The sequence below is a fragment of the Streptomyces sp. NPDC001796 genome (genome assembly GCF_042892355.1).
Taxonomy (GTDB): domain Bacteria; phylum Actinomycetota; class Actinomycetes; order Streptomycetales; family Streptomycetaceae; genus Streptomyces.
This window is the reverse complement of record NZ_JBIAUC010000005.1, coordinates 385853-409408: the sequence shown is the minus strand read 5'-3', so window position 1 is coordinate 409408 and position 23556 is coordinate 385853. Positions and strand designations below refer to the sequence as shown.

At 71.7% G+C, this 23556-nt stretch carries 22 protein-coding genes and 1 pseudogene; 12 read left to right on the top strand and 11 right to left on the bottom strand.

All coding sequences use genetic code 11. From position 1 onward, the window contains the following. Position 1: 1 nt before the first annotated feature. Positions 2-1267: an MFS transporter gene (locus ACFYZE_RS13910; RefSeq protein ID WP_388992298.1), complete on the bottom strand. Its 1266-nt coding sequence runs from the start codon at positions 1265-1267 to the stop codon at positions 2-4. Between the two features lie 187 nt (positions 1268-1454). Then, positions 1455-1895 (bottom strand): ATP-binding protein, encoded by a 441-nt coding sequence (locus ACFYZE_RS13905; RefSeq protein ID WP_388992296.1) that lies wholly within the window; start codon positions 1893-1895, stop codon positions 1455-1457. A gap of 152 nt (positions 1896-2047) precedes the next feature. On the opposite strand from ACFYZE_RS13905, the gene ACFYZE_RS13900 reads away from it, so the two are divergent. Continuing rightward, positions 2048-2896: a helix-turn-helix domain-containing protein gene (locus ACFYZE_RS13900; protein ID WP_388992293.1), complete on the top strand. Its 849-nt coding sequence runs from the start codon at positions 2048-2050 to the stop codon at positions 2894-2896. After that, positions 2893-3078 (top strand): DUF397 domain-containing protein, encoded by a 186-nt coding sequence (locus tag ACFYZE_RS13895; protein WP_388992290.1) that lies wholly within the window; start codon positions 2893-2895, stop codon positions 3076-3078. The genes ACFYZE_RS13900 and ACFYZE_RS13895 overlap by 4 nt, the downstream gene beginning before the upstream one ends. Before the next feature lie 28 nt (positions 3079-3106). Here the strand turns inward: ACFYZE_RS13895 and ACFYZE_RS13890 are convergent, their stop codons facing one another. Continuing rightward, entirely contained in the window at positions 3107-3751 is a 645-nt protein-coding gene (locus ACFYZE_RS13890; protein WP_388992287.1) for a CBS domain-containing protein, read from the bottom strand. Between the two features lie 238 nt (positions 3752-3989). On the opposite strand from ACFYZE_RS13890, the gene ACFYZE_RS13885 reads away from it, so the two are divergent. Both ACFYZE_RS13885 and ACFYZE_RS13880 read left to right on the top strand, forming a co-directional pair. Next, positions 3990-4577 carry a TetR/AcrR family transcriptional regulator gene (locus ACFYZE_RS13885; protein ID WP_388992284.1) on the top strand — a complete coding sequence of 196 codons (588 nt, stop codon included), beginning with the start codon at positions 3990-3992 and terminating at the stop codon, positions 4575-4577. After that, positions 4570-5373 (top strand): alpha/beta fold hydrolase, encoded by an 804-nt coding sequence (locus ACFYZE_RS13880; RefSeq protein ID WP_388992281.1) that lies wholly within the window; start codon positions 4570-4572, stop codon positions 5371-5373. The genes ACFYZE_RS13885 and ACFYZE_RS13880 overlap by 8 nt, the downstream gene beginning before the upstream one ends. Positions 5374-5432: 59 nt before the next feature. Here the strand turns inward: ACFYZE_RS13880 and ACFYZE_RS13875 are convergent, their stop codons facing one another. After that, positions 5433-6200, bottom strand: a complete 768-nt coding sequence (locus ACFYZE_RS13875; protein ID WP_388992278.1) for a FadR/GntR family transcriptional regulator — start codon at positions 6198-6200, stop codon at positions 5433-5435. Positions 6201-6405: 205 nt separating this feature from the next. Here ACFYZE_RS13875 and ACFYZE_RS13870 point away from each other — a divergent pair, with 205 nt between their 5' ends. The 6 genes and pseudogenes from ACFYZE_RS13870 to ACFYZE_RS13845 form a co-directional block, all read left to right on the top strand. Next, complete coding sequence (locus ACFYZE_RS13870; protein ID WP_388992275.1) at positions 6406-8157, top strand: L-lactate permease; 1752 nt, start codon at positions 6406-6408, stop codon at positions 8155-8157. Between the two features lie 26 nt (positions 8158-8183). After that, positions 8184-8987, top strand: a complete 804-nt coding sequence (locus ACFYZE_RS13865; RefSeq protein ID WP_388992273.1) for a (Fe-S)-binding protein — start codon at positions 8184-8186, stop codon at positions 8985-8987. A gap of 20 nt (positions 8988-9007) precedes the next feature. Continuing rightward, the gene (locus ACFYZE_RS13860; RefSeq protein WP_388992439.1) at positions 9008-10486 is read left to right on the top strand and encodes a LutB/LldF family L-lactate oxidation iron-sulfur protein; all 1479 of its coding nucleotides are present in this window, start codon (positions 9008-9010) and stop codon (positions 10484-10486) included. A gap of 40 nt (positions 10487-10526) precedes the next feature. Then, positions 10527-11213, top strand: a complete 687-nt coding sequence (locus tag ACFYZE_RS13855) for a lactate utilization protein C (RefSeq protein WP_388992270.1) — start codon at positions 10527-10529, stop codon at positions 11211-11213. A 5-nt stretch (positions 11214-11218) separates the two neighbouring features. After that, positions 11219-11689 (top strand): ATP-binding protein, encoded by a 471-nt coding sequence (locus ACFYZE_RS13850; RefSeq protein ID WP_388992267.1) that lies wholly within the window; start codon positions 11219-11221, stop codon positions 11687-11689. A 3-nt stretch (positions 11690-11692) separates the two neighbouring features. Beyond that, positions 11693-11962: pseudogene (locus ACFYZE_RS13845) on the top strand (hypothetical protein); the annotation flags it as partial. 25 nt (positions 11963-11987) lie between these two features. Here the strand turns inward: ACFYZE_RS13845 and ACFYZE_RS13840 are convergent. Continuing rightward, positions 11988-13076 (bottom strand): cellulase family glycosylhydrolase, encoded by a 1089-nt coding sequence (locus tag ACFYZE_RS13840; protein ID WP_388992264.1) that lies wholly within the window; start codon positions 13074-13076, stop codon positions 11988-11990. A gap of 382 nt (positions 13077-13458) precedes the next feature. Here ACFYZE_RS13840 and ACFYZE_RS13835 point away from each other — a divergent pair, with 382 nt between their 5' ends. Both ACFYZE_RS13835 and ACFYZE_RS13830 read left to right on the top strand, forming a co-directional pair. Next, positions 13459-15597: a glycogen debranching N-terminal domain-containing protein gene (locus ACFYZE_RS13835; protein ID WP_388992261.1), complete on the top strand. Its 2139-nt coding sequence runs from the start codon at positions 13459-13461 to the stop codon at positions 15595-15597. 229 nt (positions 15598-15826) lie between these two features. Next, a complete protein-coding gene (locus ACFYZE_RS13830) occupies positions 15827-16927 on the top strand; it encodes a glycosyltransferase family 4 protein (RefSeq protein ID WP_388992258.1) in 1101 nt (366 codons plus the stop codon). A gap of 106 nt (positions 16928-17033) precedes the next feature. Here the strand turns inward: ACFYZE_RS13830 and ACFYZE_RS13825 are convergent, their stop codons facing one another. The 6 genes from ACFYZE_RS13825 to ACFYZE_RS13800 are packed head-to-tail and all read right to left on the bottom strand — an operon-like array spanning position 17034 to position 23427. After that, positions 17034-17798 carry a class I SAM-dependent methyltransferase gene (locus ACFYZE_RS13825; protein ID WP_388992255.1) on the bottom strand — a complete coding sequence of 255 codons (765 nt, stop codon included), beginning with the start codon at positions 17796-17798 and terminating at the stop codon, positions 17034-17036. A gap of 29 nt (positions 17799-17827) precedes the next feature. Beyond that, positions 17828-18691: an LLM class F420-dependent oxidoreductase gene (locus tag ACFYZE_RS13820; protein WP_388992252.1), complete on the bottom strand. Its 864-nt coding sequence runs from the start codon at positions 18689-18691 to the stop codon at positions 17828-17830. Continuing rightward, positions 18688-20058 (bottom strand): peptide ligase PGM1-related protein, encoded by a 1371-nt coding sequence (locus ACFYZE_RS13815; protein ID WP_388992249.1) that lies wholly within the window; start codon positions 20056-20058, stop codon positions 18688-18690. The genes ACFYZE_RS13820 and ACFYZE_RS13815 overlap by 4 nt, the downstream gene beginning before the upstream one ends. A 21-nt stretch (positions 20059-20079) precedes the next feature. After that, the gene (locus ACFYZE_RS13810; protein ID WP_388992246.1) at positions 20080-21321 is read right to left on the bottom strand and encodes an ATP-grasp domain-containing protein; all 1242 of its coding nucleotides are present in this window, start codon (positions 21319-21321) and stop codon (positions 20080-20082) included. 25 nt (positions 21322-21346) lie between these two features. Beyond that, a complete protein-coding gene (locus ACFYZE_RS13805; RefSeq protein WP_388992243.1) occupies positions 21347-22087 on the bottom strand; it encodes an SDR family NAD(P)-dependent oxidoreductase in 741 nt (246 codons plus the stop codon). Beyond that, on the bottom strand, positions 22087-23427 hold the full coding sequence (locus ACFYZE_RS13800) for a peptide ligase PGM1-related protein (RefSeq protein WP_388992241.1): 1341 nt from the start codon (positions 23425-23427) through the stop codon (positions 22087-22089). Before ACFYZE_RS13800 ends, ACFYZE_RS13805 begins: the two co-directional genes overlap by 1 nt. Positions 23428-23556: the final 129 nt, after the last annotated feature.

Below are 23556 nucleotides of genomic sequence, written 5' to 3'. Positions count from 1 at the left end.
CTCAGGCGGCCTCGGCGGCCGTCTCCGGGTGGCGGGTCCGTACGGGTGTGAGCAGGGCCAGGGCCGCGATGCCCACGCAGCAGGCCCCGGCCACCGCCCCCACCGCCGCCGTGCCGTGGTGCTGGGCCCCCCAGGTGAGCACGGCCGCGCCGACCGGGGCCGCCGCGTAGTGGAGCGTCCAGAACGCGGAGGTGACCCGGCCCAGCAGGTGCTCGGGGGTGACCTGCTGGCGCAGGGACATGGAGCAGGTCCCGGCGATGCTGACGCATCCGAGGAACGCCGCCATGAGGAAGGCGACGGCCGGTACGTGACGGGCCCAGCCGATGCCGGCGAGCGCGCAGCCGCAGACGGTCACGGCCCCGATCCAGGTGGGCCCGAAACCGAACCCCTGCCGTACCCGCGCCACCAGCAGGGCCCCGGCGATGGTTCCGAGAGCCCCGACCGCCAGGACCGTGCCGACGGTGCCGTCGCCCTGCCCGAGGTCGTGCTTGAGGTGGTAGATGAGCACGTCGTTGAGGCCCAGCTCCAGAAAGCTGAACAGGGACAGGAGCACGGTCAGGGCGCGCAGCACGGGGTGGCGCCGCAGGAAGGACGCACCCGCCAGCAGGTCCTTCCACAGTCCCCGCCGGGTCGTCGCCGGGTCGGGCGGCGGGGACTGCCGGAGCCGTACAAGGGTCAGGCAGACCGCCGACACGCCGAAGCTCGCCGCGTCCACCGCGACGGCTCCGGCCGGCCCCGTCCATGCGGCCACGACACCCGCGCCGAGCGGACCGACCACCCCCGCCGCGGCGGCCGTCGCGTTCAGCCGGCCGTTCGCGGCGGTGATCCGCTCGCCGTCGACCAGGCCCCGCACCACGGTGACGTACGCGACCGCGAACACCATTCCGACGGCCTCGCACAGCGGCAGCACCGCGTACAGCAGCCAGATCCGCGGTCCGGCGAGCCACACCAGGGGAACCAGCCCGTACAGCACCATCCGCACCAGGTCGCAGGCGATCAGCAGCTTCCTGCGGTCCAACCGGTCCACCACCACACCGGCGAACACCCCGGCCAACACCGACGCCGCACCTCCGACCGCCGTCAACAACCCCATGCGAGCGACGGACCCGGTCGCCTCCAGCACCAGCAGCGGCAGCGCGATCAGGGCGAAGGAGTCACCGAGGACCGAGAGCGTCTGCGCGGCCCAGAAGATCCCGAAGTCCCGGTTCCGTCCCGGCGATCCCGCACCTGTGGCCTCCCGCACCGACAGCTCCCCCCATACACACATTCGAGCGTGACGAACGATCAAGAGGACCACCGTACGCCGACCCGGCCGCGGCCTGGCGCCGTCTCACCGCGCTCGTGCCATCTGCGACACGGCGACCTTTCCGTCGGGGCGGCCATGGGCGACGGTTGGCCGACGGCGTGCCGTCGAACGGCATCGGGTTCCGCCTGCACGGGCCAGTCCAACGGCCTCAACCCGAACGCCTGACGCTCACCTCCGCCCAGACCACCTTGTACGGGCAACCCGGCCGCGGTTGCGTGCCCCACCGCTCGCAGACCGCGGCCACGAGCCTGAGCCCGTACCCGCCTTCGCCGTCCGGTTCGCGCAGCACGGGCAGCCGTTCACTCCGCGCGTCGGCCACCTCGACGCGTACGACACCGGTGCCCTGCCACAGCAGCCGGACCCGGAAGTCACGACCGGGGACGCGGCCGTGCCGGACGGCGTTGGCGGCGAGTTCGGCGACGACCAGGGCCACGTTCCGGCCGGCGTCGCTGTCGTAGGGGAACCCCCACGCGTCCAAGCGGTGCGCCACGAGCCGCCGCGCGAGCCGGGCACCTCTCGGTGTGGAGCTGAACAGCTGGGTGAACGTACGTACGGTGACAGGCGCTTGAAGCTGGGGATCTGCGTGCATGGTCCGACGGTTCCGCAGGTCACAGGGACACGACCAGGCACGGCACTCGTACGCTGCGCACCGTACGAGTTCACGGCGTGGACAGTGGGAGTCACGGTGCGTGACTCTGGGGGCACTTGCGGGGTTGTCACCAGTGCACGGGGGGTACGCCAATGACCGAAAGCACCATCAGCAGCACGACCACGACCACCAGCGAGCCCGAACCGTCCGACAGCATGAAGGCGTTCGGGGCGGCACACAAGGCGTTCCGCAAGCGGGCGGGCTACACGCAGGAGGAGTACGCGCCACTCGTCGACTACCAACCGGCGACGGTGGCGTCCATCGAACAGGGCCGACGCTTCCCGCCGCGCGCCTTCGTCGAGCGGGCGGAAGAGGTACTGGACGCGTTCGGGGCGCTGCGCGGGGTCTACAAGCATGTGGGGCGCGAGGCGGGGCTGGCGTCGTGGTTCCGCAGGTGGGCGGATCTGGAGGAGCAGGCGATCAGTCTGTACACGTACGAGTGCCGGCTGGTGCCCGGGCTTCTACAGACGGAGGCGTATGCGCGCACACTGTTCGACGAGCAGGTGCCTGTGCTGACCGACTCGCAGATCGAGGCTCAGCTCGCCGCCCGCGAGGAGCGCCAGCGCCTGCTCGTCGAGCGGCCCAACACTGCGTACAGCTTCATCATCGAGGAGTACGTCATCCAACGGGAGACCGGCGGTCGGGACGTCACTCGTGAACTCATCGAGCACATCCTGGAGATCACGAAACGCCGAAACGTGGAGGCGCAGTTGCTGCCTATGGGCCTGGGGGCCCACGCGGGCATGGCGGGCCCGATCCAGTTGCTCGAGACCCCAGAGAACGAATGGTTCGGGTATTGCGAAGGGCAGCGAAGCGGCCAGTTCGTCGCCGACCCGAAATCGATCAGTGTGCTCCACATGCGTTATGCGAAACTGCGCTCACAGGCTCTTTCCCCGGGCGACTCCCGGAGCCTGCTGGAGCGGATGCGAGGAGCGCTATGAGCAGCACCGAACTGGCCTGGTTCAAGAGCAGCTACAGCAGCAGCGGTGACGGCGACTGCGTCGAAGTAGCCACCCGCCCCACCACCATCCACGTCCGCGACTCGAAGAACGCCACCGGCCCGCAGCTCACCCTCTCCCCCACCGCCTGGTCGGAGTTCATAGAGTTCGCCACAGGCGAATGACGCAGCGCCCACTCCGAGCGCAGCGACCCTAACGCGCCCGGGCGGTGACGAGACGGGCGTCCACGTCTACGACACCGTCGACGCCCTGGCACAGCCCCACCATCACCGGTCCGAGGCGCGGCTCCGGCACCTGGCCCCGCAGGGTGACGGCACCCTCCCGGACCTCGACCGCGATGGTCCCCTCGTCCAGGCCGAGGATGCGTCCCAGGACATCCTGCTCGACCTCGCTGCGAATCTCGACATCGGGGCGAATGAAGGCGTCCAGCAGGTCGCTGCGGCTGACGATGCCGGTGAGCAGGCCGTTGTCGTCGACGACCGGCAGTTGCTTCACGTGCCGCCTGCGGAGTTCCCGCGCGGCCCGGGGGATCGTCCAGTCGGCGCGGGCGGTGTGAACGGGACTGCTCATGAGCGCGCCCGCCGTCCGGGCCCGCGCCTTTCCCCAGGCATGTTCGTCGTCCCCGTCCGGCCCCCGCGGGTCCGGCATCCCGGTCTCGTGCCGCAGCACGTCGGAGGCGGACACGACACCGATGGGAGCGCCGTCCTCGTCGACGACCGGTGCCGCGGCGATGTCGTTCGCGTCCAGCAGGGCGGCGACCTCGTGGAACGATGCGTCGGGGCGCAGGGTGACCACCTCCTCGGTCATCACGTCACCGACCGTGCGGCGGTGCAGCATGACATCAGCCTCCTCCACGATGCGACGAGGCGGCAGCGGTCGGACCGCCGGAGCGGACGGCGCACGACGCGTCGCCCCCGCAGCCCCCGCCGGCACGTCCACGCCGTTCCACCCACCCATCACAACACCATGCCGCGCGGGCGACCAGTGACGTTCGGCCTGGCACCGCAATCCGCGCGCGAGTGGCCCCTATCTCGGCTAGGCTGCTGCCTAGGACTCCTAGGTTTAAGGACTTGCCATGCCCCGTGCCGGACTCACCGTCGAGCGGATCGTCGCGGCGGCAGCCGACCTCGCGGACGAGGCCGGCTTCGAGAACGTCACCGTCTCCGCACTGGCCCGCCACTTCGGCGTGAAGGACGCCAGCCTGTACTCGCACGTCAGAAACGTTCAGGACCTGCGCACCCGCGTCGCGCTCCTCGCCGGCGGCGAGATGATCGGCGACATCGCCGCCGCCGTCGCCGGGCGCGCCGGCAAGGAGGCGCTGGCCGCCTTCGCCGGCGCCTACCGGGAGTACGCCCACCGGCACCCGGGACGGTACGCGGCCACCCAGATCCGCATCGACCAGTCGCTCGTGGCCGACTCCCCGGCCATGCGGCGCACCGCCGAGATCACCTACGGCATGCTCCGCGCCTACGGCCTTGACGAGCCCGACCTCACCGACGCCGTACGCCTGCTGCGCAGCACCTTTCACGGTTACTGCGCCCTGGAGGCGACCGGCGGCTTCGGTGCGCCCCGCGACGTGGAGGCGTCCTGGAGCAAGGCCGTCGACGCCCTGCATGTCGCATTGGAGAACTGGCCCCGTGAGGAGACCAAGGACCATGACTGACCTTCATTACGACGTGCGCGGCAGCGGTCCCGTGCTGCTCGTCGTCCCCGGTGGCGCCGGGCACCCCATGGGGCTCGACCGCATGACGGACCACCTCGCCGACCTCTTCACCGTCGTCACGTACGACCCGCTCGGACTCTCCCACGGACGACTCGGACTGCCCGTAGCGGAGCAGCGGGTCCAGGCGTGGAGTGACGGAGCGCGACGGGTTCTCGAAACCGTCCTGCGCCCGGACGAGTCGGCGTACGTCATCGGCTTCAGCTCCGGCGGCATCGCGGCACTCGATCTGCTCGCCCGCCACCCCGACCGGCTGCGGCACGTGGTCGCGCACGAGCCACCCGTCGTGGAGGTGCTCCCGGACGCGGCCCGGCAGCGGGCGATGTTCGCGAAGGTGTGCGAGACCTATCGGACGGCTGGGCTGAAGGCCGCCGCGGCCCGGCTGGCAGCGGGGCTGCAGGGCGGGCCCGCGGCCGCCGTCACCGAGGCGGAACCACCCGCCCCCGGCGAGGAGTCGGCCAACCCCATGGGCATCTTCCTCACCCACGTCCTGCCCTCGTTCACGGCATACGCACCGGACATCACCGCCCTGACGGCCGCCTCCGCACGTCTCACCCTCGGCGCCGGAGTCGACTCCCGCCATGGGCTCCTCCACCGCACGGCCACGTCGGCGGCCGGGTTGACCGGCGCGGCGTTCACGGAGTTCCCGGGCGGCCATGTGGGCATGGCGGAGCACCCGGAGGAGTTCGCGAGGCTTCTGATCGGCGCACTGGCCGCCGCCGACGTCACCGGTACCTGATCACAGGAACCGCAGACGCGGCCAACGAGCCCAGGCCCGGGTCCGTAGGCGTAGCGCCCTCACCACACCCCGGCGATACCGCCTTCCGGGTCCTCCACGACCGCGCGGACGATGTCGTGGTGGAAGCCGCGCACGTGCGCCTCCACCAGGTCGCCGGCCGCTTCCGCGTCTCCCGCCGCGATGGCGTCGTACACCGCGTGGTGCTCGGCGCGCAGCCGCGAGGCGACCTCCTCCCAGTCGTCGATCTTGTGGAAGACGGTCAGGAGGGTGTGGCGGACGGCGCTGCGCACGGCGACGGTCATGTCGGTCATGAGCCGGTTGCCGCCGGCTTCGGCGATGGCGGCGTGGAAATCGGTGTCGTGGTCGTTGAACTCTTCTCGCGACAGGCCGATCGCGTCCATGCGCTCCAGCGACTCGCGCATCCGGGCAAGGTCCTCCTCGGTGGCCTTGGTGGCGGCGAGGCGGGCGCTGCTGCGCTCGAGGGTGGCACGGGCCTCGACGACGTCGCCCAGGGGGAAGTTGGCAAGCGCGATGTGCAGGCGCAGCAACTGCGTGAGGCCGTGGCTGGGCATGGCGGCGATGATGCTGCCCGAGGTGGGGCCGGTGCCCACGCGCGAGCGCAGGACGCCCTGAGCCTCCAGGACACGCAGCGCCTCGCGGACGGCGGCACGGCTGACGCCCAGGAGATCGACCAGCTCGCGCTCGGGTGGGAGGCGGTCGCCGACGCGGAGGTTGCCCGAGAGGATCTGCTCCTCGATCCGCGCGAGGACGAGCTCGAAGGTGCGGGAGCGCGGCACCGGCTCCCACGCCGCGGTCGTCTTAGCCATGGAATGCCCTCTCAGCGCGTTGGCGGCTCGCATGCTCAGCCGCGTCCACTTCCGATCATAGCTTGGCGCGCCCAGTATTTGGTCTGACCAAAGTAGATTTCCTGGATCGACATCTAGACATGGCCGGAAACCGCTGCTTAGCGTGGAAGTCCAAAGCATGGTCTGACCAAAGCCGGTCCGACCAAGGCCGCATGTGAGGTGCTGCATGTTCCAGCCTGATCTGTCCCCGGTCGCCGACAGCCTCGCGGCGTCCTCGCTCGTCTCGGCGCTCCCCCTGCTCACGCTGTTCGCGCTGCTCGGAGGCGCGCGGTGGAAGGCCCACTGGGCGGGCCTGGCGTCGCTCGCCGTGGCCGTGGCCGTCGCGGTGTTCGGCTACCGCATGCCCGGAGGTCTCGCCCTGCTGTCGGCGAGTGAGGGAGCGGCCTTCGGGCTGTTTCCGATCATGTGGATCGTGCTGGCGGCGATCTGGGTGTATCAGCTGACCGAAGTCAGCGGCCGGTTCGAGGACCTGCGCCGAGCGTTCGGCCTGATCAGCGACGACCCCCGCATTCAGGCGATCATCATCGCCTTCTGTTTCGGAGGGCTCCTCGAGGCACTGGCGGGATTCGGCGCCCCGGTGGCGATCACCGGAGTGATGCTCATGGGGCTCGGCTTCGCCCCCATGCGGGCGGCCGTGACGGTCCTGGTCGCCAACACGGCCCCGGTCGCATTCGGCGCGATCGCGATCCCGATCATCACCGCCGGCAACCTCACCAAGATCCCCTACACGGACATCGGCGCCTATGCGGGACGCCAGACGCCGCTGCTCGCGCTGTTCGTGCCGCTGCTGCTGGTGGCTCTGGTCGACGGTCGGCGCGGCGTGCGGCAGACCTGGCCGGCGGCGCTGGTGTGCGGTGCGGTGTTCGGGCTGGCCCAGTTCGTCAGCTCCAATTACCTGTCCGTGGAGCTGACCGACATCGTCGCCTCGCTCGCCGGCCTGGTCGCCGCCGTCCTCTTCCTGCGTGTCTGGCGGCCGCAGGGCGGGGCAGGGGCGAGCGCCGATCTGCGTGCCCAGGCCGAGGGCGGCGACGCGGAGAGCGCAGCGGGCGCCCCTGGCTCGCCCGCCGACGCCACGGGCGGACCGGCCGCGGTTCCCGGCCGGCCGGGAACCAGGGGCGCCGCCACCACCCGCGCCCTCCCCGTACCCGGCCGGGCGGGACGGGAGCACCCGGACGCCGCGCGGATCGCGATGGCCTTCGCTCCCTATCTGATCATCATCGTGATCTTCTCGGTGGCCAAGCTGGTCGCCCCGGTCAAGGAGTTCCTCGCCTCCACCGACCTCAAGATCGCCTGGCCCGGACTCGACGGGCAGGTCCTCACCGCCGCCGGGAAGCCGTTGTCCGCCACGGTCTACGTCTTTCCCTGGCTCTCCTCACCCGGCACCCTGCTCGTCCTGTCGGGCATCGTGGTCGCCCTGCTGTACCGGGTGAGCCCGGCGCGTGCGGGCCGTGAGTTCGCCGCCACGGCCGCCAGACTCCGCTGGGCGATGCTGACCGTGGCAGCCGTCCTGGCGCTGGCGTACGTGATGAACCTGTCGGGCCAGACCATCACCATCGGCACCTGGATCGCCGGTGCGGGTACGGCCTTCGCGTTCCTGTCGCCGGTCCTCGGCTGGCTCGGTACGGCGGTGACCGGATCGGACACCTCGGCCAACGCGCTGTTCGCGACGCTGCAGCAGACCGCCGCCACCAAGGCCGGCCTCGATCCGACGCTGCTGGTGGCCGCCAACACCTCCGGCGGTGTCGTCGGCAAGATGATCAGTCCGCAGAACCTCACCATCGCGGCCACCGCCGTGGGGCTGATGGGCCGCGAGGCGGAGCTGTTCAGAGCGGCCATCCGATGGAGCCTGCTGCTCCTGCTGGCTCTGTGCCTGCTGGTCTTCCTGCAGTCCAACGTCCTGGCGTGGATGCTGCCGTAACGCGCCGCCGCGCATAGGAGGAAAACATGCGGATCGCCCTGTTCATCACCTGTTTCAACGACACCCTCTTCCCCGCGACCGGACGGGCGGTGGTGACTGTGCTTCAGCGTCTGGGCTGCGAAGTGGACTTCCCCGAGGGACAGACCTGCTGCGGCCAGATGCACTTCAACACCGGCTACCAGCGCGAGTGCGTGCCTCTTGTGCAGCGCTTCACCGAGGTGTTCGCCGGATACGACGCGGTGGTCACCCCGTCGGGTTCGTGCGCGGCCATGGTGCGCGAGTACCACGGGCGTGTGGCCCAGGCGGCGGGCGATGCCCGGCTCGCGGCGGCCGTCCAGGGCATGCCGCGGGTGTATGAGTTGTCGGAGTTCCTGGTCGACGTGCTGAGGGTGACGGACGTCGGGGCGTACTTCCCGCATCGGGTCACCTATCACCCGACCTGCCACTCGCTGCGGATGCTCGGCGTGGGCGACCGGCCGCTCACTCTGCTGCGCGCTGTCCGCGGCATCGATCTGGTCGAACTCCCGGCAGCCGAGGAGTGCTGCGGCTTCGGCGGCACGTTCGCGTTGAAGAACGCCGACACCTCCGTGGCGATGGGCGCGGACAAGGTACGGCACGTGCTCGACACCGGCGCCGAGGTGGTGTGCGCGGGCGACAACTCCTGCCTGATGCACATCGGCGGGCTGCTGTCCCGACTGCGCACGGGGGTCCGCACCCTGCACCTCGCGGAGATCCTGGCCGCCACCGAGACCGCGGCGGCACCGGCCGGCGCGCCTGCGCCGCACGCGCCGGCGTCCTGCGACAACCCCGAAGGGAGGGAAGCCCGGTGAAGGACACGACGTTCCTGGGCATGCCGGCGTTCCCCGACGCCGCCCGCACTGCCCTGGCCGACACCCGGTTGCGCGGGAATCTCGCGCACGCCACCACCGCCATCCGCGGCAAGCGGGCCGAGGCGGTGGGCGAGTTGGCCGACTGGGAGGAGCTCCGCGAGGCGGGGCGGGCCGTGAAGGAGCGCACGCTGCGCCATCTGGACCGCTATCTGCTGCAGGTGGAGGAGCGGGTCACGGCGGCCGGCGGGCAGGTGCACTGGGCGCGGGACGCCGAGGAGGCCTCCCGGATCGTCGTCGACCTGGTACGCGCGACCGGCGAACGGGAGGTCCTCAAGGTCAAGTCGATGGTCACCCAGGAGATCGGCCTCAACGCCGCGCTGGCCGAGGCGGGTATCGCGGCATACGAGACGGACCTGGCCGAACTGATCGTCCAGCTCGGTGAGGACCGCCCCTCGCACATCCTGGTGCCCGCGATCCATCGCAACCGTGCGGAGATCCGGGAGATCTTCCTTCAGACGATGGGCACGCACGGCACCCCCGCACCCGCCGATCTGAACGACGACCCCAAGCGGCTGGCAGCGGCCGCCCGGTCGCACCTGCGGGAGAAGTTCCTGCGGGCGAAGGTGGCCGTCTCGGGCGTGAACTTCCTCGTCGCCGAGACCGGAACCGCGGTCGTGGTCGAATCGGAGGGCAACGGGCGGATGTGCCTGACCCTGCCGGAGACGCTGATTTCGGTGGCCGGCATCGAGAAAGTCGTCCCCACCTGGCAGGACCTCGAGATCTTCCTGCAGTTGCTGCCCCGCTCCTCCACCGGGGAGCGTATGAACCCGTACACCTCCACCTGGACCGGAACGACTGCCGACGACGGACCGCGCACCTTCCATCTTGTGCTTGTGGACGGCGGCCGGACCGACGCACTCGCCGACCCGATCGGCCGGCAGGTACTGAACTGCATCCGCTGCTCGGCCTGCCTGAACGTCTGCCCCGTCTACGAGCGCGTGGGCGGTCACGCCTACGGGTCCGTCTACCCCGGCCCGATCGGTGCCGTGCTCAGCCCGCAACTGAGGGGCACGGCCTCGGCGGTGGACCGTTCGCTGCCGTACGCCTCCACCTTGTGCGGCGCGTGTTATGAGGTCTGCCCCGTCAAGATCGACATCCCGGAGGTGCTGGTCCATCTGCGGGCCCGGGTCGTCGACGAGCAGCGCGGCCGGCTGTTGCCGAACCCGGAGCGGATGGCGATGGCGGCCGCACGCTGGGTGCTCTCCGGCCCGTCCCGCCTGGCGGCCGCGCAGCGCACGGCCTCCGTGGCCGGGCGGCTGGTCACCCGCGGCGGAAAGGTGGGCCGCCTGCCCGGCCCGGCGGCCGGGTGGACCGACGCCCGTGACGCGCCGGCCCCGGCCGCCGAGAGCTTCCGGGCCTGGTGGAGGAGAACCCACCGACATTCCCGGCCCGAGGACCAGGGACCCGCGGGCCCCTCCCCGTTGGGCGAAGACCGCTGACTGCCGGCCTCCAGGCCGCTCCGTACGTGAGGAGACCCCCATGAACGCACGCACCGAGGTGCTGGACCGCATCCGCCGCGCACTGGCGGACGTCCCGGCCGGTGAACGCCCCGAGGACGTCCCCGTGCCGCGGGACTACTCCCTTGGCGGCATGCCGCCGCCCGGGTCGTCCGCCGCGGTGGACCTCCTGGCCGAGCGGCTGGGCGACTACGGGTCCGTCGTGCGGCGGGTGGCCCCGGACGAGGTCGCCGGGGCCGTGCGTCAGGCCGTCGCCGCACGCGGAGCCGACTGCGTGGTGGTCCCCGAGGGCTTCCCCGGCCCGTGGCGCTCCGCGCTGGATCCGGACCGGGTGCTCAGCGACACTCCCCGGCTTCCGGTGGCCGACCTGGAGCGCACCGGTGGGGTGGTCACCACGGCGGCCTCCGCCATCGCCTCGACCGGAACGCTCGTGCTGGACGGCGGCGCGGGCCAGGGACGGCGCGCGCTGACCCTGCTGCCCGACTACCACCTGTGCATCGTGCGCACCGAGCAGGTCGTGGCATCCGTGCCCGAAGCACTCGCCGGGCTGGACCCGACACGGCCGCTGACGTTCGTCTCAGGCCCGTCGGCGACCAGTGACATCGAACTCGAGCGGGTCGAAGGCGTGCACGGCCCGCGCACGTTGGAGGTCCTTGTCGTGCAGGGAACCTCTCCACCGGCGTCCAGGGCCGGTGCGCCAGGGAGGTGAGAGTGATGCCCACGCTTGACCGACTACCGAACCGCGACGGCGGGTCACCCCTGCCCACTCCCCCGCGCCGCCCCGGGGACGCCAGGGCGTCGGCGACCGCGTGCTGCACCTGGCCCGCCGAGCGGCGTACGCCGGCGCGGGCCAGGGCCTTCGCACGCAGCCGGCTGGCGGCATGGGGCGTCGGGGAAGCGACGGCCGAGTCGGCAGACGTCGTCATCTCGGAATTCGTCACCAACACCGTTGTGCACAGCGGTGCCTCCGAACTCACCTTGCGCCTTTTCCGCGGCCCCTCCGAGCTGCGGATAGAGGTCGTCGACAGCGGGCGGTGGCGCCGGCCGAACGCACGGCCCGCCCGCGACGGCAGCATGGCGGAGAGCGGCAGGGGCCTGTGGATGGTGGAGACGCTGACCCAGCGCTGCGGACTGCATCACACGCGGCATGGCACGACCGCCTGGGCACTCCTGGCAGCCGTGTAGCGCGTGGCCCGCCACTTCGGCGTGAACGACGCCGGCCTCTGTCCGCACGTCAGGAACGTGCAGGACCTGCGCACCCACATCGCCCTGCCGCGAGCGGCGAGATGACCGACCACATCGCGGCCGCCGTCGCCGGACGCGCCGGGGGAGCGCCGGCCGCCTTCGCGCGGTTGCCGCGACCTGGAGGCGACCGGCTGCTTCCGAGCGCCACGTGTCGTACAGGCGTCCTGGGACAAGGCCGTGGATGCCCTGCACGTGGCGCTCACACACTGGCCCCACTGGTTCTCGATCAGTTCTCGCGTCAGTTCTCGGTCGCCGGGTGCCCCTTGCCCCACGCCCAGGCCAGGCGGTCCGCGCCGGAGGCGTTGGTGGTGGCGAGGCCCAGGTGGGTGCCGCTGCCGGTGAGGGTCTGGATGCTGTAGATGTCGCCGGTGCGCAGCCCAGGCCAGTAGACCGAGCCCATGTGGAGCTCCCGGAAGACGTCCGTGTCGGCCTGGATGAAGGCCACCGAGTTCGGGTCGGTGCTGACCGAGGCGGGCTGGTTGTAGTCCAGGCCGGTCGTCATGGGAGCGCCGAACTCGTCCGCGACCGTGCGGGGGGCACACGAGCCGATGCGCGCCTTGAGGTCGCTGACCCACTGCGAGTAGGTGGCGCTCTGCTTCCAGAAGCCGTAGTGGTGCAGGGACAGGTACGTGCCGTCGAGGCGGTGGTCCACGCAGACGCTGACGACGCTGTCGTTGTAGCCGCTGCCGCTGACGAAGATCCTGTTCCTGGGGACCGACGGGTAGGTGCCGATCCACTGTGCCGCCAGGTCGGCCCACTCCTGCGCGGTGTAGCCGTGCGGCTCGTTCATCGGCTCGAAGTAGACCAGCGGGTTGCGCTGGTAGGCGCCGGTGACGGTGCCCCACATGCGCCAGAAGTCCGGCAGGTTGTCGACGAACCCGTCCTTCTGGGCCCCGGTGCCCTCCCAGTAGCTGAGGATGACCTTGAAGCCATGGGCGGTGGCCGCGTCGATGACGGCGCGGTAGGAGTTCCAGTACGAGCCGTTCACGGTGTAGGGGTTGATCGGCAGCCGCACCGTGTCGGCCTGGAGGTTCTTGCGGAATCCCTTGATGACGCCGCTGGCCTTGGCGTAGGTGGCGGCGTAGTCGTCGGACAGGCTCAGACCGGACAGGACCACGGGGTCGTTGGCGTAGTTGTCGCGGGGGTCGGCCCAGTTGACGCCGTTGAACTGGCTGGGGTCGAGGGAGGCGGCCGGTCGGTCGGCGCCCGACGCCGGGACGGTGGCCAGGCCGATGAGGGCACCGCTGCTCAGGGCGACCGCCGCTGCGATGACGGTGCGGGTGATCCTGCTGGTGCGCTGTGCGGCCCTGCGGGCGGAGCGGAACATGTGCGGGGACCTTCCTGTGCGGGTGGGGTGCGAGACGGCGTACGGACGCGCGAAACCGCGGACCGGGGAGGAAGAACCTGCGGTGCCCTGGGGCGGCACGGCAGGCACGGAGCCGAAGCCATGGCAGCCTGACGTGCGGTCACGCCCGGACGATCACCTTTCGGGCGAGAGCCTCGCCGCAGTCGGCCAGAGGTGTCAAGGCATCCGACAGGACTTCGTCAAACCATTACGGGAAGTGGCCTGCGGGTTCGGCCGCTCGGGTCCCGATCCCGGCGAACCGCGGAAGCCGTGCGCGGACTTGCAGGAAAGTTGAGCTTCGTCGTATAAGAAAACCCGGTCGAATCGTCTTTCTCACGAGGGCTTCTCACGAGGACGGTGATCGATGGGCGAGGGCTGGACGTTCGCCGGGGAAGCCACGCAGAGCGGTGGGGACTCCGTGACCCTGATCGAAGGGTCGTCCTTCTGCCTGTCCGAGCGGGGCGGGGATCTCGTGCCCGGCACACCCCACGGGCTCTTCCACCGCGACACCCGCATCCTGTCCGTGTGGCAACTGCGCTTGGACGACGAGGAGATCGACCCGCTCTCCGTCATCGCCCAGGAGCCGTACGAGGCCCTGTTCCTGGGGCGGGCCCGGCCGCGTCCCGGGTACAGCGAGGCCACCGTGCTGCTCGAGCGGCGCCGCTTCGTGGGCGCGGGCATGCGCGAGGACCTGGTGCTGCGCAACCTCGGCAACGAGGCCGCCGCCTGTGTGCTCACGCTGCGCGCCGAGGCCGACTTCGCCGACCTGTTCGAGGTGAAGGAGGGGCGGGTCCGGCCGCGCGGTCAGTACGGCGTCGACTACGGCGACGGGGTCCTCGCCCTCACCCGGCAGTGGCGCGGGGAGAGCCGCGGAGTGCGGATCGTCGCCGAGGGCGCGATCAGCTCGCCGGGGCAGCTCACCTTCCGGGCGGTCGTGCCGCCGCGGGGCACCTGGCGGTCGTCCGTGCTCGTCACTCCGGTGATCGACGGGGTGGAGACGCCGACGTCGTTCCCGCTGGAGCGGCCGGTGGAGCAGGCCGGCCCCTCGGTGCGGACCACCGAGTGGCGGGCGTCGGGGCCGCGGATCCGGGTGGGCGACGAGTCGCTGGCGCTCACCGTGCGCCGCAGCAGGCAGGACCTGGGGGCGCTGCGGATCTTCGACCCCGAGCGGCCCGACACGCCCGTCGTGGCGGCCGGCGCGCCCTGGTTCATGGCGCTGTTCGGACGGGACTCGATCCTCACCGCGCTCATGTCGCTGCCGCTTGACCCCCAGCTCGCCCTCGGCACCGCCCAGACGCTCGCCCGCCATCAGGGCACGAAGAGCGACCCGGTGACCGAGGAGGAGCCCGGCCGCATCCCGCACGAGCTGCGGTTCGGTGTCGAGGCGTCACTCGCGCTCGGCGGCACGGTCTACTACGGCACCGTCGACGCCACTCCCCTGTTCGTGATGCTGCTCGGGGAGCTGTGCCGCTGGGGCGTCGAACCGGACGCCGTACGCGCGTTGTTGCCGCACGCCGACCGGGCGCTGACCTGGATCGAGAAGTACGGCGACCGGGACGGCGACGGGTTCGTCGAGTACCGGCGGGCGACCGACCGGGGCCTGGCCAACCAGGGCTGGAAGGACTCCTGGGACGGCGTGAACAGTGCCGACGGCAGGATCGCGGAGCCTCCCATCGCGCTCGCCGAGGTCCAGGGTTACGTCTACGGCGCCTATCTGGCACGGGCGCTGCTCGCCGAGCGGTTCGACGACCCGGAGACGGCCGGGCGGTGGCGGGAGCGGGCACGGCAGCTCAGGGACCGCTTCAACGAACGGTTCTGGCTGCCGGAGCACGGCTGGTACGCCGAGGCCCTGGACGGCGAGAAGCAACCGGTGGACGCGCTGGCCTCCAACATGGGCCACTGCCTGTGGACGGGCATCGTCGACGCCGGCAGAGCGCCCGCGGTCGCCGAACGACTGCTGTCGCCGGAGATGTTCAGCGGCTGGGGCGTGCGCACCCTGGCCACCTCCATGGCCGCGTACAACCCGATGAGCTACCACAACGGCTCGGTGTGGCCGCACGACAGCGGCATCGTCGCCGCCGGGCTCATGCGCTACGGCTTCCCCGACCACGCCCGGCGCGTCGCCGAGGCCGTCCTGGACGCCGCGGCGGCCTTCGGCGGGCGGCTGCCGGAGCTGCTGTGCGGCTTCGACCGCGCCGAGTACGCGCAACCGGTCCCGTACCCGGCGGCCTGCTCCCCGCAGGCCTGGGCGTCCGCCACGCCCCTGTACCTGCTGCGCGTGCTGCTGGGCGCCGAGGTGTGCGTTCCGCACGGCGTGGTCCGCCTCGACCCGCACCTGCCCACCCGCTTCGGCGCCCTGCGCCTGACCGACGTACCGCTGGGCACGGCACGGGTCGGTGTGACGGTCACCGAGGACGGCACCGCCGAGGTCACCGGGCTGCCGTCCGGCGTGACGGTGACCCGGGAGCGGTGCGCCTGCACGGCGGTGGACCCGCCACGCTGACACACCGCGGCGTTACCGCGCACTCCCCCGGAGACTTTCCCTCCTCCCGAACCGCCGCCGCGGTCGACGCCGCCCGCGGCCGGTGACACCCACATCCGCCGCCCGCGCATCCGGGCATGACATGGCACGCCGTGGCGAGGCGTCGCCGTGCCGTGCGCGGAGGCCCGGGCGCGACCGTGAGCCGCAGGGACACGCCCCCAAGGCTCACCCATGACGAAAGGAGCCGTACGTGAGCAACCGGCCGCTTCGTATCGCCATGGTCGCGCCGCCGTGGTTCGAGCTCCCGCCGCGCGGCTACGGGGGCATCGAAGCGATGTGCGCCGACCTCACCGACGCGCTGGTCGCCCGAGGCCACGACGTCACCCTGATCGCGGCGGGCCGCAACGGCACCCGCGCCCACCGCATGCTGCGCACCTACGACGTGCCCCAGGGCCCCCGCCTGGGAGAACCGCTGCCCGAGGTGTGGCACGCCGCGGCCGCCGGACGCCTCCTCGACGACCTCGACGTCGACGTCGTCCACGACCACACCCTCGCAGGACCGCTGCTCGCCCGGGGCAGGAGCGTGCCCACCGTGGTCACCACGCACGGCCCACTGGACGGCGAACCGGGCGACTACTACCGGCAGTTGGGCGACAGCGTGCACCTCGTCGCCATCTCCGGGTCGCAGCGCTCGCAGGCACCCGACCTCAACTGGGCCGGCACCGTGCACAACGCGCTGCGCGCCTCCGACTTCCCCTACCGGAGGGACAAGGAGGACTGGGTCTTCTTCCTGGGTCGCTGCACCCCCGACAAGGGCATGCACCTGGCCATCGACGCCGCCCTCGCGGCGGGCCGCGAGATCAAACTGGCCGCCAAGTGCAGCGAGCCCGCCGAACACGCCTACTTCGAGGCCGAGATCAAGCCGCGCCTGGGCCGGGGCGTGGAGTGGCTCGGCGAGGTGACGGGTGAGCGCAAGAAGCAGCTGCTGGCCCGGGCGCGCTGCCTGCTCTTCCCGCTGCAGTGGGAGGAGCCGTTCGGGATGGTGATGATCGAGGCGATGGTGTGCGGCACCCCGGTGGTCACACTGCGCCGCGGCTCGGTGCCGGAGGTCGTGCTCGACGGCGTCACCGGCCTGGTCCGCGACAGCGCCACGGAACTTCCCGACGCCATCGAGGCGGTGGGCGCTATCGACTCGCGGGACTGCCGCAACCACGTCATCGAGCACTTCCAGCCTGAGACCATGGCGGCCGGGTACGAGGCGGTGTACCGCAAGGTGATCGCCGCCACCACGACGGCCCCGGCGCCGCTGGTGCCCGCACCCAGGCGGGAGGACATGCTGCCGGTGGCCTGACGGCCGTCCGGGTCCCGGCGGCCGCTGCGGCGCAAGGCGCCGCGGCGGGCGCGGGCGGAGGCAGGACTGCTTGCCCCGCCCGCGCCGCCCCGGGGCGCGGAGCACCTCATGCCAGGCGGAGCACCAGGAGGTCGGCCGGTTCCCGGACGGGGCCCGTGTCACCGGCCCGGGCGACGTCCGCGTCGAGGGCCGCGAAGCCGGCCCGGATCTCGTCCTCGTCGAGGTACTCGAAGGTCGGGACGGCGCGATGCCGCAGCTTGTCCGCGTACGCAGCGAGGGACTGCGCGACCTCGCACTCGACGCGGTCGACGCCGTCGAGTGCGAACCCGGCGGCCGTGAACACCGCGACGACCTCCTCGTACGTCGGGAACATCGCGTCCTCCACCTCGCGGGCGCGGGGGAAGTAGCGGAACCACGTCCGCTCCTCCAGACGGCCCGAGAAGCTGCTCTGCAACAGCACCCTGCCGCCGGGACGCAGCACGCGGGCGAGTTCTGCGGTGGCCGCGGCCCGGTCCGGCACGTGATGGAAGACCAGGAAGAGCAGCGCCAGATCGCAGGTGTCCGCGCCGAGCGGTACGGCACCCGCGTCGCCGGCCAGATAGGTGACGGCGGGGTGCGCGTTGTCGGTCTCGGCGACCGCGCGCATCCGGTCGGCGGGCTCCACCCCGTACACCGGGCCACCGAACAGTTCGGCGAGCAGCGGGGTGAAGCGGCCCACTCCGCAGCCGAGGTCGAGGACGGTGAGCGGGCGTTCGGGGGGCGCGTGGCGGGTGAACGCCGCCCGCCACACGGCCGCGGTCCGTTCGGTCAGCGCGCGTCCGCGGGCGTAGCCCGCGAAGAGGCGTCGGCTGTAGTCGACCGGTGGAAGCATCGGTCTTCTTCCTCTCCGTCGCACCGGTTTCAGAGGTTGTCCTTCAACGCTGCGAACCGGTCGAGTTCGCGCAGCGACTCGTCCCTGGGTGCGGTCGGCAGCTGCAGCAGCGCCCGGTCCGCGCCCGCCTCGGCGAGGCCGGCCAGCACCTCACGGTCGGGCGGTACGCCGTAGACGGTCACGGGAACGGGGGCGCGGCCCGTTTCCTCGGCGCGCACCCCGAGTTCCGCGATCCGGGCGGCCAGTGCGTCGACCGACTTGCCGAGGATCGGCACCCAGCCGTCGCCGTACTCCAGGACACGGTCGAGGACACCGGGCCCGTCGCCGCCGACCAGGACGGGTGGATGCGGCCGCTGCACCGGCTTCGGCCAGGACCTGATGGGGTCGAAGTCCACGAACTCGCCGTGGAACTCGGCCTCCTCCCGCATCCAGATCTCCCTCATCGCGAGGACGCGCTCGCGCATCAGGGCCATGCGGGTGCGCGGGTCGGTGCCGAGGTTGCGCATCTCCTCGCGGTTCCAGCCGGCGCCCACGCCGACGAGCAGCCGTCCCCCCGAGAGCAGATCGAGGGAGGCCACCTGTTTGGCCAGGTTGATCGGTTCCCGCTCGACGACGAGAGCGACGCCGGTGGCCACCAGCAGGCGCCGGGTCACGGTGGCCACGGCGGTGAGCGTGACGAAGGGATCAACGGTCCGGTAGTAGATCCTCGGCAGTTCGCCGTACGCCGGCCAGTACATCTCGCGATTGGGGACGTACGGGGTCTCCCGCTTGACCGGGATGTGCGTGTGCTCGGCGACGAACAGCGACTCGAATCCGCGCTCCTCCAGCGCCCTGCCGAGGTCGACGGGGCCGATGCCCTCGTCGGTCACGAAGGTGGAGATGCCGATCCTCATGCCGTGTCCCCTGTCGCCGTGTCGGTGTCCGTGCCCGTGCCCTTGCCCCGGCCCGCACTCCCCGCCGCCGCGTCACCGTCCCACCCGTGCAGCAGGGCCTCGACCTCCTTCTCCGCCTGTTCGGCGGCCGCCAGGTCCTCCGCGATCACGGCGAACTCGCCGGTCTCCGAGCCGGTGCCGCCGTCGTGGACCGTGACGACCACACCCGTGCGGCTCACCGGGTCGAAGGCCAGGCCCTGCGCGTGGAGCTCCGACAGCAGCGTGCCGAGGGGAGGGAAGTCGCAGCGACGGCGGTCCAGAAGCACCCGGTCGTCCCGGCCGACCAGTGTGCGCAGAATGCAGTGGTCGTGCGTGGCGCCGCCGGAGCGGGCGTTGATCTCCGTGAGGAACGTGTCGCCGTCGGGCGTCAGCACGCCGTCCACGCTGAGCTGCCCGCGATGGCCCAGGGCGCGCACAGCACCGGCCAGCCGCTCGGCGTGGCGCAGGAAGCGGGCGAACTCCGCCGTACCGGCCGAAGGGCCCGGTGTGATCAGCCCGTTGATGACGGGCGTCATGCGCATCTCGCCGTGCCCGTACAGGGACACCCCGCTCTCGTCGATCCGGTAGCCGGCGTAGACCGACCGGCAGTCGGGGACGTAGTGCTCGACGACGATCGGGGGGCGGCCCGGTGTGTCGTCGGCACCCCACTGGCGGGCGACGAACCGCGCCACGGCCTCCTCGTCCGTGCAGGTCTCGACCCGGTTGGCGCCGATCGGGAGGAGACCCGCGGCCGGGCTCGCGATCTCGTTGCCGAGCCCACCGACGTGGAAGTCCTGCTTCACGACGGCGCTGCGCCCGTCCGCCAGCAGTGTCCGGACGAAGTCCTCGGCGTCGGCCCGGGAGACGGGCACCCGGCCCTCGGCGACGGGTACGCCCGCGCCCGCGGCGAGTGCGCGGAACATCACCTTGCTGTTGAGCAGCTCGGCGCCGCCCTGTGCCGCGAAGTCGGCGACGGGCAGGCCGAGTCCACGGATCAGCGCGGCCGCCGTACGGTCGTAGTAGTACGGCCAGGCACGGTCCACGCCCCGGCGCCGCACCGCCTCCCGCAGCCGGTCCGCGAAGCCGGCGCCCGGCTCGTGCACCAGCACGTCCAGATCGTCGGGCGTGAAGCCGCGCAGTGCCGTGGCATGGCTCAGGAACGCGCCGTCGACGGGGGTCGGGACGAGCAGCACGTCACCGGGACGGGCGAACCACACGGTGCGGTGGGACTGCGCCTGGAGATAGCGCAGGTAGGGCGGCTGGAAGGCCGCCGGTGGCCCGAGGACCCCGACGTCGTCGGGATGGCCGGTGATGAGCCTGCCCAGATTGCTGATCACAAGCGTCCCCATGCCGCTCCTCGCCTCCTTGCGTCATGACGTGTACAGAGGGCTGCGCTCCCAGGTGCGGATCGTCCGGTAGTCCGCCTCGATCCGCTCCCGGGTGGCGGCGCTGAGATAGACGAAGCCGGGTGAGGTCAACAGGTCGCGGGTGCGGGGAAGTTCGTCCCCGGGACGGGCGACGGCGGCGACGGCCACCGCGGTGGGCAGCTCGTTGAAGCGGGACGTCCACTGAAGGTCGCGGACCGTGCCGGGGAAGTGGTTGATCAGGGAGACGTAGCGGACGGGCTGCTCCCAGCGCAACGGCAGCCGGGCCGCGGACAGCTCCGCCGGGTTGGCGATCGCGGCGGCGAGCAGGCCGGCGTGGGAGTGGCCCGCGAGCTTCGCGGAGACCCAGGGCAGCACTCCCCCGCCCAGCCGGGCGCCAGGGTCGATCAGCACGGGACCGCGGGCGGTGAGCACCACCTCGCTGTGGGCGGCGCCGGTGCGGATGCCGAGCGCGGTCAGCGCCCGCCACAGGTAGGCGTGGAGGTCGCGGATCTCCGGTGCCCCGGGGTCGGCGGGTTCCTCGAAGTCGAAGACCGGCGCGCCCTCGGGGGTGCGGTCCTTGGTGTACCGCCAGGTCTCCACCTCGATGTGCCGGCCTCCCACGGAGACCGTGTTGACGTAGTACTCCGGTCCCTGAAGGAACTCCTGGACCAGGGCGGTGTCGTTGCGGTGGCCGAAGAGGTTCGCCGTGTCCAGCACGGCTGCGGCGGCCCGCCGCGCCTCGGGGGCCGTACGGCAGATGCGGACGTGATCGGAGCCGGCGCTGTCGACCGGCTTGACCACCACGGCGTCCAGTCCGCTGCCGGTGAACCACCGGGCTGCCTCGTCGGCGGTCGTCACCAGCGTGCTGAGCGGGGCGTCCAGGCCGGCCGCGCGCAGCACCTCGGCCATACGGAACTTGCTGCGCCGGGCGGGCGCCAGGCCGACGTCGTTGCCCGGCAGCCCGGCCAGCTGCGCCAGCCGGTCGGCCAGGACGACGCCGCTCTCGGTGCCGGCGACGACGTGCCGCACGCCGCGCTCGGTGAGACGGGCCGCGACCGCCTGCGGGTCGGGGTCGTAGCCGAGGTCCTCGGCGTAGTCGGCGGGATGGAAGGTGGGAGCGTAGTACGGGGCGACGGTGGGGCCGCTGCGCACGTGCAGCACCTCGGCGCCGCGGTCGAGCAGTTCCTTCACGAGCTGCGCCCCGGTGGAGTAGCCGTCGACGACGGCCACACGGAGTGCGGACATGGATGGTCGTCCTCTCTTGTCCGGGCTAGGCGCTCAGTCCGCCGTCGATCACCAGGTCGTGGCCCACGACGAAGGCCGCGGCCGGCGAGGCCAGCCACAGCACCGCGGCGGCGATCTCCTCGGGGCGGGCCAGACGGCCGGCGGGGATGTCACGGGCCACCCGGTCGTCCCGGTCGGCGGGGGTCTCACCGGGCCAGACGGCCATCGCGGTGTCGGTGGGGCCGGGGCTGACCGCGTTGATGCGGATGCCGTGCGGGATGTACTCGCGGGCCGCGGAGCGGGTGAGCGTGCTGAGCGCGGACTTGCTGGCCGCGTACGCGGCCTGGTGGGTCACGCGCATGTGCGGCCCGATCCGTGAGGAGACGTTGACGATGGCGCCGCCGCCCTGGCGCAGCATGTGCTCGATCTCGTACTTCATGCACAGCCAGGTGCCGTTGACGTTGACGGAGACGACCTCCTCCCACTCGGCGGGAGTCATGTCGGCCGTCAGACCCCAGGACGGCAGTCCGGCACAGTTGACCGCGGTGTCCAGGCTGCCGTAGCGGTCGACGGCCGCACCGGCCGCGCGGGCCGCCTCGTCGGGGACCGTGATGTCGGCGAGGACGTGGGAAGCGGTGCCGCCGTTCTCCTCGATCACCTTGACGGTCTCGATGAGCGTGTGTGCCCGGCGGCCGGCCACGACCACCTTCGCCCCCTGGGCCGCGAGGGCGACGGCCGTGGCCCGTCCTATGCCGGAACCGCCCCCGGTCACCAGGGCCGTCCGCATCAGTCGTCCTCCAGGCCCAGGACCCGGATCAGCCGGGCCTCCATGGCCTGCGCCTCGGGCAGTCCGGGGGCCACGATGAGGCACTGGCCGGAGGGGCCGGGCGTGCCGTGGCTGTCACCGGCGATGACGACCCCGGTCCGGGTCTCCGGGTCGAAGGCGAGACCCTGCTCCTCGAGGGTCGCCACCGCACGGGCCAGGGAGTCCCAGCCGCAGCGGCTGCGGGCGATGAGGGCGCGGTCGCGCCAGTGCTCGGGGCCCAGCAGATGGGCGCCGATACGGTGGATGTGCGTGGAGCCGCCGACGCGTCCGTTGAACTCGTTGAAGAGGATCTCCCCGGAGGGCACGACGATCGCGTCGATGCTCATCGGCCCCCGGTAGCCGAGGGCCCGCACGGTGTCGCCGATGCGCCGGGCGTGGTCCAGGAAGCCCGGGAAGGACGGCAGGTCCGCCGAGGGCGGCGGGATGACCAGGCCGTTGTTGACGGGCGCCATGCGCATCTCGCCGTAGCCGACGGTGGTGACGTCCTCGTCGGTGATGTACAGCTCGATGTAGATGGGGACGGAGCCGTCGATGTACCCCTCCACGACGACCCGGCGGCGGCCGTCGTGGCTGTAGCGGTCCCAGGACCCGGTCAGATACCGGAGCAGGGCGGTGTCGTCGAAGGGGTCGAGCACGGTGACGCGCTCGGCGCCGTACCCCTGAAGGCCCTCGGCCGGAGTCAGGATCTCGTTGCCGTATCCGCCGCCGTGCACGTCCTGTTTGACGATCACCGGCTGCCCTGCGCGCAGCAGCGGCCGGACGAACTCCGCCGCCTCGTCGACGGAGGCGACGGTGCGGCCCCGGGGCACGGGTATGCCGATCCCGGCGGCCAGCGTACGGAAGAACGTCTTGCTGTTGACGAGTTCGTTCCCGCCGGCTCGCAGGAAGGCGGCCGCGGGCAGTGGATCCTTCAGTTCCAGGGATTCCGCGAGGCCTGTTGTCGCGGCATCCACGTAGAAGGGAAAAAGCCGGTCGGCGCCGCGTTCGGCCGCGAGTTTCTGCAATTGCCCGATGAATTCCGGATGATGCAGCCGGTCGTCGTAGAGCAGTGCACTTCCCTGGCGGCCCGGCGGCGGCACCAGCACAACCGGGCGGGAATCCTCGATGCCGAGCCTCCGCCACACGTACGAGAGGAATTCCGGGTCCGGTTCGGTGGGCAGCACGATGATGTCGTTCGCCCCCGCGCACCAGGCCAGGCGGTGGGTCACCGCGGCGAGGTAGGTGAGGTACTCGGCCGGGAGAGCGCGGTCGCCTTCGACGGTCTCCTCGGTCAGCTGGTTTCCGATGATGATTTTGGCCATTGTCGTGCTTGCCTCCGGGTAAGGTTCCGCCTTGTGAGCGACCGACGCCGAAGGACAGGATCCAGGGGCCCTTCGAATTCCAGCAACTACTCGACCGGGTAGGTCGGGAGAAAGGCGGATCACCGCCCA

Coding starts and splice junctions, on each gene's coding strand:
- ACFYZE_RS13910 (WP_388992298.1), bottom strand. CDS start 1,267: ATGTGTGTATGGGGGGAGCTGTCGGTGCGGGAGGCCACAGGTGCGGGA.
- ACFYZE_RS13905 (WP_388992296.1), bottom strand. CDS start 1,895: ATGCACGCAGATCCCCAGCTTCAAGCGCCTGTCACCGTACGTACGTTC.
- ACFYZE_RS13900 (WP_388992293.1), top strand. CDS start 2,048: ATGACCGAAAGCACCATCAGCAGCACGACCACGACCACCAGCGAGCCC.
- ACFYZE_RS13895 (WP_388992290.1), top strand. CDS start 2,893: ATGAGCAGCACCGAACTGGCCTGGTTCAAGAGCAGCTACAGCAGCAGC.
- ACFYZE_RS13890 (WP_388992287.1), bottom strand. CDS start 3,751: ATGCTGCACCGCCGCACGGTCGGTGACGTGATGACCGAGGAGGTGGTC.
- ACFYZE_RS13885 (WP_388992284.1), top strand. CDS start 3,990: ATGCCCCGTGCCGGACTCACCGTCGAGCGGATCGTCGCGGCGGCAGCC.
- ACFYZE_RS13880 (WP_388992281.1), top strand. CDS start 4,570: ATGACTGACCTTCATTACGACGTGCGCGGCAGCGGTCCCGTGCTGCTC.
- ACFYZE_RS13875 (WP_388992278.1), bottom strand. CDS start 6,200: ATGGCTAAGACGACCGCGGCGTGGGAGCCGGTGCCGCGCTCCCGCACC.
- ACFYZE_RS13870 (WP_388992275.1), top strand. CDS start 6,406: ATGTTCCAGCCTGATCTGTCCCCGGTCGCCGACAGCCTCGCGGCGTCC.
- ACFYZE_RS13865 (WP_388992273.1), top strand. CDS start 8,184: ATGCGGATCGCCCTGTTCATCACCTGTTTCAACGACACCCTCTTCCCC.
- ACFYZE_RS13860 (WP_388992439.1), top strand. CDS start 9,008: ATGCCGGCGTTCCCCGACGCCGCCCGCACTGCCCTGGCCGACACCCGG.
- ACFYZE_RS13855 (WP_388992270.1), top strand. CDS start 10,527: ATGAACGCACGCACCGAGGTGCTGGACCGCATCCGCCGCGCACTGGCG.
- ACFYZE_RS13850 (WP_388992267.1), top strand. CDS start 11,219: ATGCCCACGCTTGACCGACTACCGAACCGCGACGGCGGGTCACCCCTG.
- ACFYZE_RS13840 (WP_388992264.1), bottom strand. CDS start 13,076: ATGTTCCGCTCCGCCCGCAGGGCCGCACAGCGCACCAGCAGGATCACC.
- ACFYZE_RS13835 (WP_388992261.1), top strand. CDS start 13,459: ATGGGCGAGGGCTGGACGTTCGCCGGGGAAGCCACGCAGAGCGGTGGG.
- ACFYZE_RS13825 (WP_388992255.1), bottom strand. CDS start 17,798: ATGCTTCCACCGGTCGACTACAGCCGACGCCTCTTCGCGGGCTACGCC.
- ACFYZE_RS13820 (WP_388992252.1), bottom strand. CDS start 18,691: ATGAGGATCGGCATCTCCACCTTCGTGACCGACGAGGGCATCGGCCCC.
- ACFYZE_RS13815 (WP_388992249.1), bottom strand. CDS start 20,058: ATGGGGACGCTTGTGATCAGCAATCTGGGCAGGCTCATCACCGGCCAT.
- ACFYZE_RS13810 (WP_388992246.1), bottom strand. CDS start 21,321: ATGTCCGCACTCCGTGTGGCCGTCGTCGACGGCTACTCCACCGGGGCG.
- ACFYZE_RS13805 (WP_388992243.1), bottom strand. CDS start 22,087: ATGCGGACGGCCCTGGTGACCGGGGGCGGTTCCGGCATAGGACGGGCC.
- ACFYZE_RS13800 (WP_388992241.1), bottom strand. CDS start 23,427: ATGGCCAAAATCATCATCGGAAACCAGCTGACCGAGGAGACCGTCGAA.